14 protein-coding genes are annotated in these 15,889 nt (G+C 69.7%); 3 read left to right on the top strand and 11 right to left on the bottom strand.

Annotated elements, in window-relative coordinates; all coding sequences use genetic code 11:
* Positions 1 to 156 precede the first annotated feature (156 nt).
* Positions 157 to 1,833, bottom strand: a complete 1,677-nt coding sequence (locus tag AB0M67_RS06135) for a SpoIIE family protein phosphatase (RefSeq protein ID WP_365743139.1) — start codon at positions 1,831 to 1,833, stop codon at positions 157 to 159.
* Positions 1,834 to 1,995: 162 nt separating this feature from the next.
* Between AB0M67_RS06135 and AB0M67_RS06130 the strand changes: the two genes are divergently transcribed.
* Positions 1,996 to 3,783: an ABC transporter ATP-binding protein gene (locus AB0M67_RS06130; protein ID WP_365743137.1), complete on the top strand. Its 1,788-nt coding sequence runs from the start codon at positions 1,996 to 1,998 to the stop codon at positions 3,781 to 3,783.
* Between the two features lie 9 nt (positions 3,784 to 3,792).
* Here AB0M67_RS06130 and AB0M67_RS06125 read toward each other — a convergent pair whose 3' ends face one another.
* Positions 3,793 to 4,287, bottom strand: coding sequence for an Lrp/AsnC family transcriptional regulator (locus AB0M67_RS06125; RefSeq protein ID WP_365743134.1), 495 nt, complete (start codon positions 4,285 to 4,287; stop codon positions 3,793 to 3,795).
* A 94-nt stretch (positions 4,288 to 4,381) separates the two neighbouring features.
* On the opposite strand from AB0M67_RS06125, the gene AB0M67_RS06120 reads away from it, so the two are divergent.
* Together AB0M67_RS06120 and AB0M67_RS06115 are read left to right on the top strand one after the other, a co-directional pair.
* A complete protein-coding gene (locus tag AB0M67_RS06120) occupies positions 4,382 to 4,861 on the top strand; it encodes a DUF2000 domain-containing protein (RefSeq protein WP_365743132.1) in 480 nt (159 codons plus the stop codon).
* Between the two features lie 129 nt (positions 4,862 to 4,990).
* Entirely contained in the window at positions 4,991 to 5,287 is a 297-nt protein-coding gene (locus tag AB0M67_RS06115; protein WP_365743130.1) for a chaplin, read from the top strand.
* Positions 5,288 to 5,381: 94 nt separating this feature from the next.
* Here the strand turns inward: AB0M67_RS06115 and AB0M67_RS06110 are convergent, their stop codons facing one another.
* The 9 genes from AB0M67_RS06110 to AB0M67_RS06070 form a co-directional block, all read right to left on the bottom strand.
* Positions 5,382 to 6,245: a tyrosinase family protein gene (locus tag AB0M67_RS06110; RefSeq protein WP_365743128.1), complete on the bottom strand. Its 864-nt coding sequence runs from the start codon at positions 6,243 to 6,245 to the stop codon at positions 5,382 to 5,384.
* A 54-nt stretch (positions 6,246 to 6,299) separates the two neighbouring features.
* Complete coding sequence (locus AB0M67_RS06105) at positions 6,300 to 6,878, bottom strand: tyrosinase family oxidase copper chaperone (protein WP_365743126.1); 579 nt, start codon at positions 6,876 to 6,878, stop codon at positions 6,300 to 6,302.
* Between the two features lie 215 nt (positions 6,879 to 7,093).
* The gene (locus tag AB0M67_RS06100) at positions 7,094 to 8,152 is read right to left on the bottom strand and encodes a glycoside hydrolase family 19 protein (protein WP_365743124.1); all 1,059 of its coding nucleotides are present in this window, start codon (positions 8,150 to 8,152) and stop codon (positions 7,094 to 7,096) included.
* Positions 8,153 to 8,286: 134 nt separating this feature from the next.
* Entirely contained in the window at positions 8,287 to 9,312 is a 1,026-nt protein-coding gene (locus AB0M67_RS06095; protein ID WP_365743122.1) for a LacI family DNA-binding transcriptional regulator, read from the bottom strand.
* Positions 9,312 to 10,736 carry an L-fucose/L-arabinose isomerase family protein gene (locus AB0M67_RS06090; protein ID WP_365743120.1) on the bottom strand — a complete coding sequence of 475 codons (1,425 nt, stop codon included), beginning with the start codon at positions 10,734 to 10,736 and terminating at the stop codon, positions 9,312 to 9,314. Before AB0M67_RS06090 ends, AB0M67_RS06095 begins: the two co-directional genes overlap by 1 nt.
* 136 nt (positions 10,737 to 10,872) lie before the next feature.
* Positions 10,873 to 11,958 (bottom strand): rhamnose ABC transporter substrate-binding protein, encoded by a 1,086-nt coding sequence (gene rhaS, locus AB0M67_RS06085; protein ID WP_365743118.1) that lies wholly within the window; start codon positions 11,956 to 11,958, stop codon positions 10,873 to 10,875.
* 84 nt (positions 11,959 to 12,042) lie between these two features.
* Positions 12,043 to 13,113, bottom strand: a complete 1,071-nt coding sequence (locus AB0M67_RS06080; RefSeq protein ID WP_365743116.1) for an ABC transporter permease — start codon at positions 13,111 to 13,113, stop codon at positions 12,043 to 12,045.
* A complete protein-coding gene (locus AB0M67_RS06075; RefSeq protein ID WP_365743114.1) occupies positions 13,097 to 14,146 on the bottom strand; it encodes an ABC transporter permease in 1,050 nt (349 codons plus the stop codon). The genes AB0M67_RS06080 and AB0M67_RS06075 overlap by 17 nt, the downstream gene beginning before the upstream one ends.
* Entirely contained in the window at positions 14,143 to 15,666 is a 1,524-nt protein-coding gene (locus tag AB0M67_RS06070; RefSeq protein ID WP_365743112.1) for a sugar ABC transporter ATP-binding protein, read from the bottom strand. The genes AB0M67_RS06075 and AB0M67_RS06070 overlap by 4 nt, the downstream gene beginning before the upstream one ends.
* Between the last annotated feature and the right edge of the window lie 223 nt (positions 15,667 to 15,889).

The raw sequence follows: 15,889 nt of genomic DNA, 5'->3' as shown, positions 1-15,889 counted from the left end.
GTTCGTGGGGACGTCGGGGAGAACACGCGGTGACAGGGGGGAACGGGGCGGCGAAACCGGCCGGGATCGGACACCGCCACGGCGTCACGGTCTTTCCCGCCGTCAGAGACTGTCCCGGCGTGAGGCGCTGTTCCGGCGTCAGGTGCCTGCCCGCCGTCAGGCGCTGTCCCGCCGCAGAAGCAGCAGGGCCATGTCGTCCCCGCCGCTCCGCTCGCCCTCCGCCTCGAACAGCAGGTCCGCCAGCTCCTCCAGATCCACCGGGCCCGTTAGTACGGTCTCCCTGAGCTCTTCCAGGCTCTCGCCGAGGTCGATGCCCGGCTGCTCCACCAGCCCGTCGGTACAGAGCAGCAGCGTCTCACCGGGCGCCAGCACCCCGGTGGTCACCGGATAGCTGATCCCGCCGAGCTCCGCGAACTCGGCGGAGAGCCCGAGGGGCAGCCCGCCCGCCGTCTCGATCCAGTGGCAGCCGCCGTCGGCACGCCGTACCAGCGGGTCGAGATGGCCCGCCCGTACGATCCGCAGCCCTCCGGTCGTCAGGTCCACCTCCACATAGGTGCAGGTCGCGAAGCGGTCGGTGCCCAGCTCGCGCAGCAGGGCGGAGGCGCGGGCCATCGCCGCGTCGGGCGGATGCCCTTCGGCGGCGTACGCCCAGAGCGCCATGCGCAGCTGGCCCATGACCACGGCCGCGTCGGTGTCATGGCCCTGGACATCGCCGATCGTCAGCCCCACCCGGTCGCCGGGCAGCGGAAGCACGTCGTACCAGTCACCGCCGACGCTCCGGCCGATACGCGCGGAGCGGTAGCGGAAGGCGCTGCGCGCGCCGGGGACCTCGGGGACGTGCCGGGGCAGCATCGCCCGCTGGAGGTCCTGGGAGAGATCGTGTTCCTGCTCGTAGAGGATGGCCCGTTGCAGGCTCTGCGCGATACCGCTGGAGAGCGCGACCAGCAGATTGCGTTCCTCGGCGCTGAATTCGCCGTGCCGGGGGTAGAGCAGCCCCATGGCGCCGATCATCCTGCCCTGGGCGATCAGCGGCAGATAGGCACCGGAGGCCACCGACAGCGGCTCCACATGCGGCCAGAGCAGCGGGTAGGAGGACCGGAAGTCCTCGCGCGAGGTGATGAAGCGGGCCCGCTGGGTGCGTACCACCTCGCTCATCGGGAACTGCCCGTCGATCCGGGTGTACTGCAGCTCCGGTACGTACGACCCCGCCCGGCCCTCGGCGACCGTCCGGATCCGCCCGCCCTCCACCACGCCCAGCATGACGCTCACGGCCTTGAGATGGCCGAGCGCCTCCTCGTCCCGCAGGACGTCGAGGACGTCCTCGACGGTCTCGGCGCGCGCCAGCAGCACGGTGGTGCGCTCCACCACCCCGGTCAGCCTGCGCCGTGCCTCGTCCAGATCGCTTCTGGTGGCCACCTCGGTCAGCTCGTGTTCCGCGCTCCGTACGAGGCCGATGATCCGCCGGGGCCGTCCCGCTCGGTCATAGGCGATATGCGCCTGGGCGCGGGTCCACTGCCGTGATCCGTCGCGCCGGACGATCCGGAAGTACGCCGCGACCTCGGCCGAGCCCTCCTTGAGCGCACGCGCCAGCAGACTCTTCAGCCGGGCGGCCTCGAACCGCGACAACCGGCGGACGAGGCTGCGCGGACTGCCGGAATACTCCTCCGGACGAAGGCCCAGGACCTGGAGGGCGGGCGCGTTCAGATGCAGCAGCCCGCTGTCGAGATCCCAGTCGAAGCTTCCCATGCGGTTGAGAGCGAGGCTCAGGTCCGGATGGGCGGGCCAGTCGTCCGGCAGCGACACGGCAGCCGGAAGTGCGCCCCGATCAGCCATGGAGCCACCATCTCACCGATCGGCCCGTCCCACTCCCCGAGCCGCCGTCCGGTCCGGCGCCGGGGCGCCGAGAAAGCGCTTCCCCCTGGGAGCGGGCCGGAGGAAACTGGGTGTCTGCTACCGAGCGCGCACTATCGCTGCCGAAAGAGGACTCCGCTCTCCATGCAGAAACCCGAATCCGCCCCGCGTCCCAGTCCACTGGACCATCACTACTCCGGGGAGCATCCGCTCCGCACCCTCGCCTATCTCTTCCGGCCCGACCGCCACCGGCTGTCCCTCGCGGTCCTGGTGTTCGCCGTCAAACACATTCCGGTCTGGCTGCTCCCTCTGATCACGGCCAACATCATCGATGTGGTGGTGGATCACGGCCCGGTCGCCGAACTCTGGTACAACACCGGGGTCCTGGTGTTCGTCCTGGTGCTGAACTTTCCGCTGGCGCTGCTGTACGCGCGCCTGATGAGCTCAAGCATCCGCCGGATGGGGCGCGAGCTGCGCTCGGCGCTCTGCCGCCGGATGCAGTACCTGTCCATCGGCTACCACGCCCGGGTCAGCGCGGGCGTCCTGCAGACCAAGGTCGTACGGGACGTCGAGAGCGTGGAGCAGATGACCCAGCAGAGCGCCGACATGGGGCTCGGCGCCATCATGACGCTGATCGGCGGGCTGGCGGTGATCGGGTACCGCGCCCCCGTCGTGCTGCCGGTGTTCCTGGTCGTCGTGCCCCTGGCCGCCCTGCTGGTACGCCGGCTGCGCTCCCGGATCCGCAGCAACAACGAGGAGTTCCGGCTGGAGATCGAGCAGCTCTCCTCACGTGTCGGCGAGATGACCACCCTCATCCCGATCACCCGTGCCCACGGTCTGGAGCGGACCGCTCTGCACCGCGTCGACCACACCCTGGAGCGGGTGCTCTCCGCCGGGTTCCGGCTCGATCTGCTCAACGGCCGCTTCGGATCGCTCTCCTGGATCCTGCTCAACACGATGGCCGTCGGCTGTCTCTCGGGGTCGGCGGTCGTCGCGTACTACGGTTGGCTGGGGCTCTCGGCCGGCGATGTTGTGATGATCAGCGCCTTCTTCACGGCGCTGACCGCCTCGCTGACGACCCTGATGAATCTGACCCCGATCATCTCCAAGGGCCTGGAGTCGGTGCGTTCGATCGGTGAGGTCCTTCAGGCGCCCGACCTGGAGAGCAACGAGGGCAAGGCGTCCGTCGACCGTATCGGCGGGCGAATCGACTTCCAGGGGATGGGTTTCCGCTACCCCGAGGCGACGGAGCACTCGGTGCGCGGGTTCGAGCTGTCCGTACGGCCGGGCGAGACCATAGCCCTGGTCGGGGCGTCGGGCGCGGGCAAGTCCACGATCCTGAATCTGCTGATCGGCTTCATCCGGCCCACCGAGGGCCGGATACTGCTCGACGGCATCGACATGGCCTCCCTGGATCTGCGCACCTACCGCCGTTTCCTGTCCGTCGTACCGCAGGAGTCGATCCTCTTCGAGGGAACCATCCGGGAGAACGTCACCTACGGTCTGGAGGGCGGCGCCGACGAGGACGCGCTGCGCGGGGCGCTGCTCGCCGCGAACGCGATGGAGTTCATCGAGCGGCTGCCTGACGGCCTCGACACGGTGGTGGGGCAGCGCGGCGCCCGGCTGTCGGGCGGGCAGAAGCAGCGGCTGGCGATCGCCAGGGCGCTGATCAGGGATCCCCGCATCCTGGTGCTCGACGAGGCGACCTCCGCCCTCGACAACACGTCGGAGGGGCTGATCCAGGACGCGCTGTCCCATCTCGTGCGGGGCAGGACGGTCTTCGTCGTGGCGCACCGGCTGTCCACCATCCGGAACGCGGACCGCATCATCGTGATGGAGCGTGGCCGCATCGTCGAGGCCGGCAGCCACCACGAGCTGCTGGCGCACGGCGGGGCGTACGCGACCACGCTCCAGCCGAGGCGCTCCGGCTGAGGGCGCCGCTCAGCGGGGCCCGCGCGACCGCGCGGGCGGCTCGTCGGCGACCGGGTCGATCCGGCGCGGTCTGACATGTTCGTACGCCATCGTCGTCTGCACATCGGCGACCTCGCGGCGTTCCGTGAGGCGGTCGATGACAAAGGCGTAGACGCCGTTGACGTCGGGAACGGCGATATGCAGGAGGAAGTCATGGGCGCCGGAGGTGACGAACAGGCCGATCACCTCCGGCAGCCGGGCCGCCCATTCCCGGAACCCCTCGATCACCGGGCGGGCCGGCGGCCGGATACGGACCGAGATCAGGGCCTGTACGGGCCGGCCCACCGCGTCGAGATCGACGGCCGCGTGGTAGCCGGTGATGACGCCGCTCTCGCGCAGCAGCCTCACCCGCTCCAGCGAGGTGGAGGGTGAGACCCCGGTCTTGGCCGCCAGCTCACGGTTGGTCTGCCGTGCGTCGTTCTGCAACTCCCGCAGCAGAGCTTGATCGATCGCATCAAATTTCATGGAACACCTCGATTGCCGTATGAAATGCGGCGGCTCGCGACAGCGTCGGAACTTCTACCTAGCGTAGCGGGATATCCACCGACGAAGGAGTTCCATGTCCGTCCCGCAGCTGTCCCTCCCGCGACTGACCGCCGAGGACATCACCACCGACCGCTCCACCCGGCAGGCACGGCTGAAGTGGGTGATCGTCGTGGACGAGAGCCTCCCGGCGGGCCGGATCACGAACGCCGCCGCGTGTATGGCCGCCGCCGTGGGAAAGGCGCTGCCCGGTCTCCTCGGACCCGACGGCGCGGATGCCTCCGGCGTCACCCACCCCGGGCTGCCCTGGGCCGGCTGCACGGTCCTCGCCGCCGACGGCGGGACCCTGCGCGCGCTGCGGGCGAAGGCGGCCACCAAGGACGAGGTGCTGATCGTGGACATGCCCGAGCCGGCCCAGACCTCACGGGTGTACGACGAGTATCTCGGTGCGCTCGCCGGGACCGGCCAGGACGATCTGGGGTACTGCGCCATCAGCCTGGTGGGCCCGCGCAACAGGATCGACCGGCTCGTCGGCGGGCTGAGTCTGCTCCGCTGACCAGGTGATGATGACGGTGATCGGAATCGGATCACCGAATATCCGTTACCGGGCGTGAATCGGGGCGTTGAACGGGCGTGAGGCCGCACTTCGTGCGGCTGTGCTCCAAACGGTTCAAGGAGATTCTTGATGTCGCGTATCGCGAAGGCAACCGCTGTTCTCGTCGGCACGGGCGCCGTGCTGGCCGGTGGCGCCGGTATGGCCGCTGCTGACGCCGACGCCGGGGCCGCCGCCATCGGCTCGCCCGGTGTCGTGTCGGGCAATGTCATCCAGGTGCCCCTGCACGTCCCGATCAACCTCTGCGGCAACACCATCGACGTGGTCGGTCTGCTCAACCCGGCGTTCGGCAACCAGTGCGCCAACCTGTCGGGCGAGAAGCACCACAAGGGTGGCGAGCACCACCAGGGTGGCGGCTACGGCGGCTGATCGCCGATGAGGGCGCGCGGCCCCGGGGTCGCGCGGTCGGTATGAGGACGGCCCCCCGCGTGTCCACGCGGGGGGCCGTCCCTGTCCCGGGGAGTCACGCTTCATAGCGGTACAGGTCCTGGTGGTCGAGGAGTTCGGACGGCCTGACGTTCCAGGGCGGCATCGGTTCCACCAGACTGATCGCCCGGCCGCTCTGCGGATCTCCGGCGCCCAGCTTCGACTTCGGCAGATAGGTCGCCTTCGGGTGCTTGCTCCGCCAGCGGTCCCAGAGCAGATCGACAAAGGCGTGGTGGAGCCAGAAGACGGGGTCGTTGGGGGAGGAACCGCCGAGCATATGGCCGCCGATCCAGCGGTGGACGCGGTTGTGGTTGCACCAGGGCTCGTCGCCTCCTGACATCCAGCCCTCCAGCCTGTTCCGGAAGCCGGAGGCCGCCGTCGAGTCCCAGGGGGCGGCGTCGTAGACCTTCTCGTTCATCGCCCAGGCCAGTTCGTCCTTGGTGGGCAGTGTGACCGGCTCGGCGGGACGGCCGAGATCGCGGGTGAGGAACTTCCCCTCCGTGACCCCGCCCCTGATCGTCCAGTTGCCCGACGTGTAGGCGAACGGACCGGTGACGACCTGCTGGTCGTGGGACCGGCCGGTGCCTCCGAGGAAGTCCTCGGTCCAGGGCGTGGCGGCGGGTCTGTTGTCGGTGGTCCAGTCCCAGTACGGGACGCTCACCCTCGGGTCCACCCGCTGGAGCGCGCGCTCGAAGTCGAGCAGGAAGCGGCGGTGCCAGGGGAAGAACGACGGGGCCATGTGCGCGGCGCGCGGTCCGCCCTCCGCGTCGGAGACATGGTACTGAAGGTGCAGCCGGACGAACTCGTCGTACTCACCGCGGCGTTTGAGTTCGAGGACGGCGCTGACGAAGCTCTTCTTTTCGGCGCCGGTGAGATTCCGCTGGTTCTTTCTGATGTACATCGGTGGGGCGGCCCTCCAGCCGTCGGATGCGGTGGGACGGGGTGGCTGGACGGGTCAGCTGTGGTGGACCGGCCCGTCGAGGGCCAGTTGCGCGCCCCTGAGATCCCTGACCGCCGCACGGGCCGCCGCGAGCGGGGTCGGGAACGACTCGTAGTGGTTGACCACGCTCAGATAGCCGCCGTCGGCCCGCCGCATCACCTGGAGCGGCCGGCCGTCGATCCGGATGTCGGGCGGGGAGGGCGGAGACAGAGCGGAGACGTCCGGAGCGGCGGAGACCGCGGTGACGGAGCCGGGATGCGCGGTGCCGGTGCGGCCGATCCGGATACGCCGTCCTCGGTACATCTCCTCGAAGGCCCGGTCGTCCTCGCTCTCCGCGCTCCGTGCCGGGCCTCCGGCCACCGCGCCGACGGCCTCGCCGTCCGCCCCGGGGCCCGCCCCGCGGCCCGCCCTGAGGATGGGCGCCAGCGCCGCGGAGGTGCCCGCGACCACACCCAGGGTGAAGAGCGCGCGCAGCAGATCGCGCCGTGTCCTGGCGCCCTTTGACGGATCTGTCGCGACGGCCTCCGTCGCGACGGCCGCTATCAGTCCTGACACCCTCGTACGGTCCGGCTCCGGCTGGATCCCCGCCTGCATGAAGACCTTCCCTCGTCGTGCGCCGCTCGGTCGGGGCGACGGCTCCGCCACGCGACGAGCGCGCGAGAACGGACCGTGGCCCGACCGGCTCAACGACGCGGCGGCCGATCAGTTCTCCGGCGGGGAACCGGCACGGACGGGGAACGTTCGTACGTACGCGAAAGCCGGTCCGACGGCGGCGAACACCGTCGGACCGGCCGCTGCTCGGATGATGCTCAGCAGCTCAGGTTGGACCCGGGAGTGGTGCCGAGGATCCCCACGAAGCGCTGGTAGTTGTTGATCCGGCTCTGCACCTGTCCGGGGTTGCCCCCGTTGCACTCGATGCTGCCGTTGATGCTGCGGATGGTCTCGCCGAAGCCGCGGCTGTTGACCATGGCGTTGTGCGGGGTCATCGTGCCGGGTCCGGTCTGGGTGTTCCAGTACCAGAGGGCGGTCTTCCAGGCCACGGCCGAGTCGTTCTGCACGAGCCAGGGGTTGTTGAGGAGGTCGATGCCGAGGGCGTCGCCCGCGGCCTTGTAGTTGAAGTTCCAGCTCAGCTGGATCGGGCCGCGTCCGTAATAGGCGGCCTGTCCGGCGGGACAGCCGTAGGGCTGCGAAGTGTCGCAGTAGTGCGGGTAGTTGGCGGTGTTCTGCTCGACGATGTGGACGAGCCCACCGGTCTCATGGCTGACATTCGCCAGGAACGCGGCGGCTTCCTGGCGCTTGATGGTGTCGCTGCCGGTGTTCGCGAAGCCGGGGTAGGCGCCGAGGGCCGCGGTCAGACCGCTGTAGGAGTAGAAGGAGTTCCGGCTCGGGAACATCTGGTTGAACTGGCTCTCACTGACCACGAATCCGCCCTGCGGGGGCGGGGTGGTGCCGCAGGTGTACGGCTCCCAGTACCAGGTGCTGATGACCGGGTCGTAGCCCGGGTTGTCGTGCTCGGCCCGGTAGAACTTGCCGTCGGTGTACTTGACGATGTCGCCGGCGACATACGCCCGGCCCGCGACCCAGGCGGGATAGTCACAGCTGCCGCCGGATCCGCCACCGGGGCTGGAGCCGTCACAACCGCCCTGGTCGGCCCAGACATCGGCGGTGCCGGGGGTCTCCCCCTGGGTCCACCACTTCGCCGACCAGTTGCGACCGTTGTACGAGGCGACGTTTCCGCCGGTGTAGACGGCGGAGGCGGTCCAGCCGGGGCCGCAGGTCGCCGCGGAGGCGGATGAGGCGGGCAGGAACACCGCGAGCGCGAGGGCCGAAACCATCGCCGTGAGGAGGGCAAGAACTCGCTGTCTCAAACGACTCACTCCTTCGCGCGAGCAGCCGCTGCCGGCGCTCGCCATGGGGGGTGAGGGAACCAAACCGGAATTGTGCGGACCCTGTCAAGGTCTAGACCAAGTCAGCGGCTGATGGGCGCTCAGTTCCCGGCCGTTCAGGGGTGCGGCCGGGCGAGGGTGGAGGCCCGCACCACCAGTTCGGGCCGCAGCACGACACGCCGGTGCTCATGGCACGCGGCGTCGTCGCCGGTCTCCTCGATGAGCAGATCCGCCGCGGCCCCGCCCAGTTGGACGGCCGGCTGGCGCACCGACGTCAGCGGCACCGCCGCGGCGGACGCGAACTCTATGTCGTCGTAACCGACGAGGGCGACCTCCTCGGGCACCCGTATCCCGGCGTGGTAGAGCGTCTGCAACACGCCCAGTGCGAGCAGGTCGTTGGCGCAGAACACCGCGCTCGGCCGGGACTCCATACCGAGCAGCCGGGCCCCGGCGTCCCGGCCCGCCGCGACATCGAGCCGCGCGGCCTCGATATGCCGGAGCGCCCCGGGCGGCAGCCCCGCTTCCGCGAGGGCGATCAGCGCGCCCTCGCGGCGGTTCCTGCACTGCGCCAGATGCATCGGACCGCTGACGTACACGATCTCCCGGCAGCCGCGCCGCAGCAGATGGCGTACGGCCAGGGCGCCGCCCGCCACATCGTCGACGGAGACCGAACAGCCGTCCGCGCTGGGCACGATACGGTCGACGAGGACGAACGGGATGCCGTGGCGCCGGAACGCGTCGAGGTTGCGTCCGCTCATATCGGCCGGGGTGACCAGCACGCCCCGTACCTGCTGTTCGGAGAAGAGGTTGAGGTAGGTGGCCTCCTCGGCGGGGCTCTCCGCGCTGTTGCACAGCATCACGCCGAGTCCGGCGGCGCGGGCGGAGCGTTCCGCGCCCGAGGCGACCGCCACGAAGAACGGATTGGCCATGTCGAGCACGAGCATGGCCAGAATACGACTGCGGCCCGCGCGCAACTGCCGTGCGGATTCGCTGCGTACGTAGCCGAGCCGTTCGATGGTGGACAGAACGCGCCGGCGGGTCTCCTCGGTCACGGACTCGGGGCGGTTGATCACATTCGAGACGGTGCCCACCGAGACACCGGCCGCGCCGGCCACGTCCTTGATCCCCACCGGACGACGCATCAGACGGAGACTTCCACGAGCTCCAGGCCGGTCAGCCCGGACAGCGCGCGCAGCTCGGGCAGCAGTGCGCCGGTGGCCAGCGCCCAGTGATGGCCGACCCCGCTCGCGCTCCAGGCGTCGGTCCACTCCCCCGGGTCACAGCCGAAGTCGACGCGCGAGGTGGTGTTGCCGATCTCCAGATGCGGGCCGGGGACGACCTCGCCCTCGGCGGCGACCAGCCGGTAGCGGCCGTCGCGGCTCTGTCCGAGCCCGACCAGGGTGACGGGTCCATGCCGTACGTCGAACTCGACGGAGACCCCCCAGCCGCGTTTGCCGTGGTAGACGCCCAGTCCGCGCAGCAGGGGCTTGCGCGCGCTGATGGCGAGGTGCCCGGGACCGTCATGGCCCATCTCGACCACACCGGCCGTGAAGTCCAGGGCCTGGAGTTCGGTGAACGAGCCGCCGGCGCCGAGCCGGTCGGCGACGAGCATGGCCAGGGAGGTGCGGAGTTCATACTCACCGCAGGCCGGGACACCGCGGGCGGTGAGCAGCGAGGAGCCGAGGATCATGCCCGCGCCGAGCCGTTCATGGATCTCGGCGTCGAGTCCGCGGTGGTAGTACGCGAGGGAGTCCAGGTCGAAGTCCTCGACCAGCCGGTCGAGGCCGACGGCGACGCGGGCGGCCCAGCGGAGGTCCTCCTCGACCACGGAGTCGGCGAGTTCGAAGAGTGCCCGGGTCTCGTCCAGTTTGGCCGTGAGGTCGTCGTCCTTGACCCGCTCCACCCGTACCCGCAGATCATCGAATTCGACGACCTCCACATGGCCGCCGAGATGGCCGGGGACCATGGTGAGGTCCGTGGAGACGTCGTACATCCCGGGATAGAGGTGGCCCATCAGACCGTGGCGGCCGTTCCGTAGCACCGAGCGGACCCCGGCGGCGCGGATCCAGCGGCCGATGCGCTGCCAGGCGCGCTCGTCCTCCAGATGTCCGGAGACGGAGCGGAACGGCACACCGACGCGTTCGAAGGCGTTGGCCATCTCCGGCAGCGGGCAGGCGCCGCAGTACGCCAGCCACTGTCCGGTGTCGAAGGAGGCGTGGTCCATGGCCGGGGTGGGCTGGAGGTTGATCAGCAGGACGGGCGCGCCGCTGCGCTGTGCGATGGGCACGAGCATGGTGGCCGTCATATAGGTGGTGAGGAAGCCGACGATCAGATCGCAGTCGGCGGCGCGCAGCTTCTCGGCGGCCTCGGCCCCCTGCCGGGCGTCGGAGATGAAGCCGGCATCGACGACCTCGGCGTCGAACTCCCGCATCCGTACGGTGACTCGGTCAGCGGAGCGCTGGAGCTGTGGAAGCAGATCGGGGAACTGCGGCCAGTAGGCGCCGAGTCCCCCGGCGACCAGGCCGATCCTGGGTTTACGGGCGACGGCGGGGGTGCGTGCGGTCATGGTGATTCCTTCGTGCCTCGGGACGTGGTGGTGCGTCAGAACGGGGGGCGGAAGTCGATCGGTGAGGGGCACTCGGCTGTGTGGTCCTGGCGGACCTTCCGCGGAAATCAGACACGTCACACGGCAAACTTCCCGCTCAGAAGTCGAACGTGTCGATGTTCTGCTTGTTGAACACGGTCGGCTCGCCGAGGATGATCTCGCCGTCCTTGCCGATGGTGTACTCACCGAGCTTCCCCGCCTTGAACTTCTCTCCCTCGGCGCCGGTGATCTGGCCGGAGGCCAGGGCCGCGGCGGCGTACGAGCCCAGATAGCCCAGCTCTTCGGGGTTCCAGAGCGAGAACTGCTCGACGGTGCCGTCCTTGACGTACTTGCGCATCTGGTTCGGGGTGCCCAGACCGTTGAGCACGACCTTGCCCTTGTACGAGGAGTCGCCGAGGTAGCGGGCGGCGGCGGCGATACCGACGGTGGTGGGCGAGATGATGCCCTTGAGGTCGGGGTACGCCTGAAGCAGGCCCTGGGTCTGCTGGAAGGACTTCTGGTCCGCGTCGTCGCCGTACGCGACCTTGACGAGCCGCATGTTCTTGTACTTGGGCAGCTTCAGCTCGTCCTTCATGAACTCGATCCAGGTGTTCTGGTTCGTGGCGTTCTGGGTGGCCGAGAGGATCGCGATCTTGCCCTGGTAGCCGATCTGTTCGCCCAGGTGCTGGACGAGGCTGCGGCCTATCTCCTCGGAGCTGGCCTGGTTGATGAAGAGCTGTCGGCAGTCCTTGGCGGTGTCCGAGTCGTACGCGACGACCTTGATGTCCTTCTTCATGGCCTGCTTGAGCGGGCCGCACACCGCGTTCGGGTCATTGGCCGCGATGAGGATGGCGTCCTGGCGCTGCTGGATCAGGGTGTTGATGTACGAGACCTGGGAAGAGGCGCTGGCGTCGGAGGGACCGACCTCCTTGCCGGTGGCGCCGTACTCCTTGGCGGCGGCGATGCCCGCCTCGTCGACGATCTTCTCGTACGGGTTGTTGATCTGCTTGGGCAGGAACGCGAGCTTGAGCCCCTTCTTGAGGGGGGCGTTCGGGTCGGCCTTCGCCGCGGTGCCCGCGTTCGTGGTGTCCTTCCGGGCGCTGTCCTTGGTGGTGCCGGAGCAGGCGGTCAGTGCGACGGCGAGGGCGCAGACGGTGGCGGCGGTGGCGGCCGCACGGCGTCGGGCGGCGATACGGATGGTCATGGCGGGCAGCTGCCTTTCGGGAGGTACGGCGGACTCGGGGCCATGCGGGGGGGACATATGGGCGCGTGCGGGGTACGGGCATGCTCAGGACTCGGGGGCGGCGCCCGCCGCGCGCCGGTGCCGGCGTTCGATCACGGTGGCGATGACCCGTGGGGTGAGGACGGAGGCGACGAGCAGCAGCCCGGTCACGATGACCTGGACCTCGTTCGGCACATCGTTCAGCGTGAGCAGGTTCTTGAGGACTCCGATGAGCAGCACACCGGCGACCGCCCCGAAGAGCGTGCCCTTGCCGCCGTCGAAGTCGACGCCGCCGAGCAGTACGGAGGCGATGACGAGCATCTCGAACCCGAGACCGTTGTCGGCGCGGGCGCTGCCGTAGCGGAGGGTGAAGACGATCCCGGCGAAGGCGGCGAACACCCCGGTGACGACGAAGAGGATCAGTTTGAAGCGTTTGACCCTGATCCCGGCGAAGTAGGCGGCCTCCTCCTGCGCGCCGATCGCGAACAGCGACCGTCCGAAGGCGGTGGAGTGCAGCAGTACGGCGGTCGCCACGGCCAGTGTGATGAACAGGGCGATGGGATAGGTGAGGAAGGTGCCGGGGATCGTGGTGGTGTCCACGGCCCAACTGGCGTACGTCTGAGGGAAGTCGGTGACGGCGTCGCTGCCCAGCGCGACCGAGGCGAGACCCCGGTAGAGGGCGAGCGTACCGATGGTGACGGCGAGCGAGGGCAGGCCGACACGGGTGACCAGCCAGCCGTTGAGAAGACCGCCCGCGACGCCGACCAGCAGGACGACGGGCACGATCAGCTCGAACGCCCAGCCCGCGTTCCACAGGGCACCGGTCAGCGCGCTGCCCAGACCCAGCATCGAGGCGACGGACAGATCGACCTGTCCGGCCACCACCAGCAGGGTCATGGGCAGCGCGATCAGGGCGACTTCCGCGATGTCGTTGAAGGCGAAGGCGAGGTTCTCACCGGACGCGAAGCCGTCCGTCGTGCCGAGCCCGACGACGAAGACCGCCACCAGCAGGGCGCCGACCGCGGTGTCCCAGCGCAGACCGACGGACTTGACGAACTCGCCCGCCGATGTGGCGCGGGGCGCCGGTGCCTTGGCCGGTGGCCGCGGCGCGGTCTGTGTGTCAGGCGCCATTCCCATGTCGGGCGCTCCTCTTCCTCAGTGCGGCTGTCATGCGCAGGGACACGATCCGGTCGACGGTGATGGCCGCGAGGAGCAGTGCGCCGGTGATGGCTCCCTGCCAGAACGAGTCGACCTTCAGGACGACCAGCGCGCTGCCGATGGTGGTGAGCAGCAGCGCGCCGAGCGCGGCTCCCCAGACCGTGCCGGTTCCGCCGGTGATGGCGACGCCGCCGACGACAACGGCGCTGACGACGGTCAGTTCCCAGCCGTGCGCGTTGTCGGCGACGACGGTGCCGAAGCGGGCGAGCCACAGGGCACCGGCGAATCCGGCCACGGCGCCGGAGAAGGCGTACGCGCCGAGGATCCGGCGGCGGATCGGCACACCGGCCAGCCGGGCGGCCTCGGGGTTGGAGCCGATCGCGTACAGCTCACGCCCCGACCGGTAGCCGCGCAGGTAGTACGCGGTGGCGGCGAGCAGGGCCAGGGCGATCAGCGGCAGATAGGGGATACCGAGGACGCTGCCGCTGCCCAGCCCGAGGACCGGGTCGGGCACGTCGTTGGCGCTGATCTGCTCGCCCTGCGCCCACCAGTAGTCGAGGCCCTGGATGATGTAGAGCATCCCGAGGGTGACCACGAGCGCCGGTACCCTGCCGAAGCTGACCAGGGCGCCGCTGACCAGTCCGCAGGCCACGCCGAGGGCGATACCCAGCAGCATGACGGTGAGTACGCCGTGATCGGTGCCCGCGACGAACTTGCCGCAGGCGAACGCGGAGAGGCCGACGACCGAGCCGACCGAGAGGTCGATATTGCGGGTGACGACGACCACGGACTGGCCGACGGCGAGCAGGACCAGGATGGAGGCGTTGAGGAGGAGGTCCTTGACGCCCTGGTCGTCGAGGAAGCGCGGGTTGGCGAGCCAGGTGCCGAGGACGAGCAGCGCCAGCGCTCCGGCGATGCTGATCTCGCGGGCCCGGAACACGGCGTCGACGAGCGAGCGTGCCGAGCCGTCGTCCTCGCTGCTCGTGGTGGGCTTGTCCATCAGGGTGGTCATGCCGCCGCCCTCCCGCCCCGCCCGGTGGCGGCGGCCATCACGGTTTCCTCGGTGGCCTCGGCGCGCGGCAGTTCGGCGGTGAGCCGGCCCTCGTGCATCACCAGCACCCGGTCGGCCATGCCGAGTACCTCGGGCAGATCGGAGGAGATCATGAGGACGGCGAGTCCTTCCGCGGCCAGGGAGGAGAGGAGCCGGTGCACCTCCGCCTTGGTGCCGACATCGATCCCCCGGGTGGGTTCGTCGACGATGAGTACGGCCGGTTCCGTCGCCAGCCACTTGGCGAGGACGACCTTCTGCTGATTGCCGCCGGAGAGTACGCCGACGGGATCGGCGAGCCGGTTGTACTTGAGCTGGAGGCGTACGGCCCAGTCCGCGGCCCGGCCGCGCTCCAGGGCCCGGCGCACCATGCCGCCCCTGCCGAGCCGGTCGAGTCCGGTGAGGGCGATGTTCCGTTCGATGGACAGGTCCATCACCAGTCCGCGCTGTCTGCGGTCCTCGGGGACGAGCGCGAGTCCCGCGTCCATCGCGGCGGTCGGTGAACCGGCCGGGAGCGTACGTCCGTCGACCACCACCTCACCCGCGTCGGCCCGGTCGACACCGAAGACCGCCTGCGCCACCTCGCTGCGGCCCGCCCCGACGAGTCCGGCCAGGGCGACGATCTCGCCCCTGCGCACCTCGAAGGAGATATCGCGGAACACCCCCTCCCGGGTCAGCCGCCGCACCGACAGGGCGGTCTCCCCGGCGTCCACGGACTGTTTGGGGTACAGGTCGCCCAGAACCCGCCCCACCATGGAGCGCACCAGGTCGTCCTCGGTCAGTCCGGCCAGCGGCTCGGAGGAGATCCTGCGGCCGTCGCGCAGAACGGTGACCCGCTGGCAGAGCGCGAAGATCTCCTCCAGTCGGTGGGAGATGAACAGGACGGCGGCGCCCTCGGCCCTGAGGGTCCGTACGACGGAGAACAGCCGGGCGGTCTCACCGCCGGTCAGGGCCGCGGTGGGCTCGTCCATGATGAGGACGCGCGCGTCGAAGGAGAGCGCCTTGGCGATCTCGACGATCTGCTGGTCGGCTATGGAGAGCCCGCGGGCGGGCCGGTCCGGGTCCAGCTCCACACCGAGGCGCTTCATCAGGGCCGCGGTGGTGTCCCGTACGGCCCGGCGGTCGATGCGGCCGAGCGCGCGCCGCGGCTGACGGCCCATGAAGATGTTCTCGGCGATCGACAGATCGGGGAAGAGCGTCGGCTCCTGGTAGATGACGGCGATACCGGCGTCCCTGGCGTCGGCCGGCCCGTGGAAGACGACGGCCTCGCCGTCGAGCACCACCTCGCCGGCGTCGGGCCTGTGCACCCCGGCGAGTGTCTTGATGAGGGTGGACTTGCCCGCGCCGTTCTCCCCGGCGAGGGCGTGTGCCTCACCGGGGAACAGCTGCAGGGAGACGTCCCGCAGGGCCCGTACGGCGCCGAAGGACTTGCTCACATCCTTGAGGGCCAGGACCGGGGCGGGGCCCGTGGCGGGCTGGTTCATGAGGGCTCCTCAGCGGTGGGGACTCGTGGCACGACCCGCCGTGAAAGGTTTCAATGAGGTTGCACGGAAGCTAAACGGCCACTACCGACGGCGTCAATGGGGTGTGCGCGACATTTTCCGTTGAATTCGAGGGGCGCGCGTCGCGCAACCCGAGGTGGCGCGGAAAGGGTTGACACGCACCGGGTACTCCCATAGCTTCACCGCGATGAAACGATTCATAAGG

Origin of the sequence: Streptomyces sp. NPDC051662 (assembly GCF_040681655.1) — a bacterium.
GTDB lineage: Bacteria > Actinomycetota > Actinomycetes > Streptomycetales > Streptomycetaceae > Streptomyces.
This window is presented reverse-complemented; position numbering and strand designations above follow the sequence as displayed.

Coding starts and splice junctions, on each gene's coding strand:
- AB0M67_RS06070 (WP_365743112.1), bottom strand. CDS start 15,666: ATGAACCAGCCCGCCACGGGCCCCGCCCCGGTCCTGGCCCTCAAGGAT.
- AB0M67_RS06135 (WP_365743139.1), bottom strand. CDS start 1,833: ATGGCTGATCGGGGCGCACTTCCGGCTGCCGTGTCGCTGCCGGACGAC.
- AB0M67_RS06090 (WP_365743120.1), bottom strand. CDS start 10,736: ATGACCGCACGCACCCCCGCCGTCGCCCGTAAACCCAGGATCGGCCTG.
- AB0M67_RS06125 (WP_365743134.1), bottom strand. CDS start 4,287: ATGAAATTTGATGCGATCGATCAAGCTCTGCTGCGGGAGTTGCAGAAC.
- AB0M67_RS06120 (WP_365743132.1), top strand. CDS start 4,382: ATGTCCGTCCCGCAGCTGTCCCTCCCGCGACTGACCGCCGAGGACATC.
- rhaS (WP_365743118.1), bottom strand. CDS start 11,958: ATGACCATCCGTATCGCCGCCCGACGCCGTGCGGCCGCCACCGCCGCC.
- AB0M67_RS06075 (WP_365743114.1), bottom strand. CDS start 14,146: ATGACCACCCTGATGGACAAGCCCACCACGAGCAGCGAGGACGACGGC.
- AB0M67_RS06115 (WP_365743130.1), top strand. CDS start 4,991: ATGTCGCGTATCGCGAAGGCAACCGCTGTTCTCGTCGGCACGGGCGCC.
- AB0M67_RS06080 (WP_365743116.1), bottom strand. CDS start 13,113: ATGGGAATGGCGCCTGACACACAGACCGCGCCGCGGCCACCGGCCAAG.
- AB0M67_RS06110 (WP_365743128.1), bottom strand. CDS start 6,245: ATGTACATCAGAAAGAACCAGCGGAATCTCACCGGCGCCGAAAAGAAG.
- AB0M67_RS06095 (WP_365743122.1), bottom strand. CDS start 9,312: ATGCGTCGTCCGGTGGGGATCAAGGACGTGGCCGGCGCGGCCGGTGTC.
- AB0M67_RS06105 (WP_365743126.1), bottom strand. CDS start 6,878: ATGCAGGCGGGGATCCAGCCGGAGCCGGACCGTACGAGGGTGTCAGGA.
- AB0M67_RS06130 (WP_365743137.1), top strand. CDS start 1,996: ATGCAGAAACCCGAATCCGCCCCGCGTCCCAGTCCACTGGACCATCAC.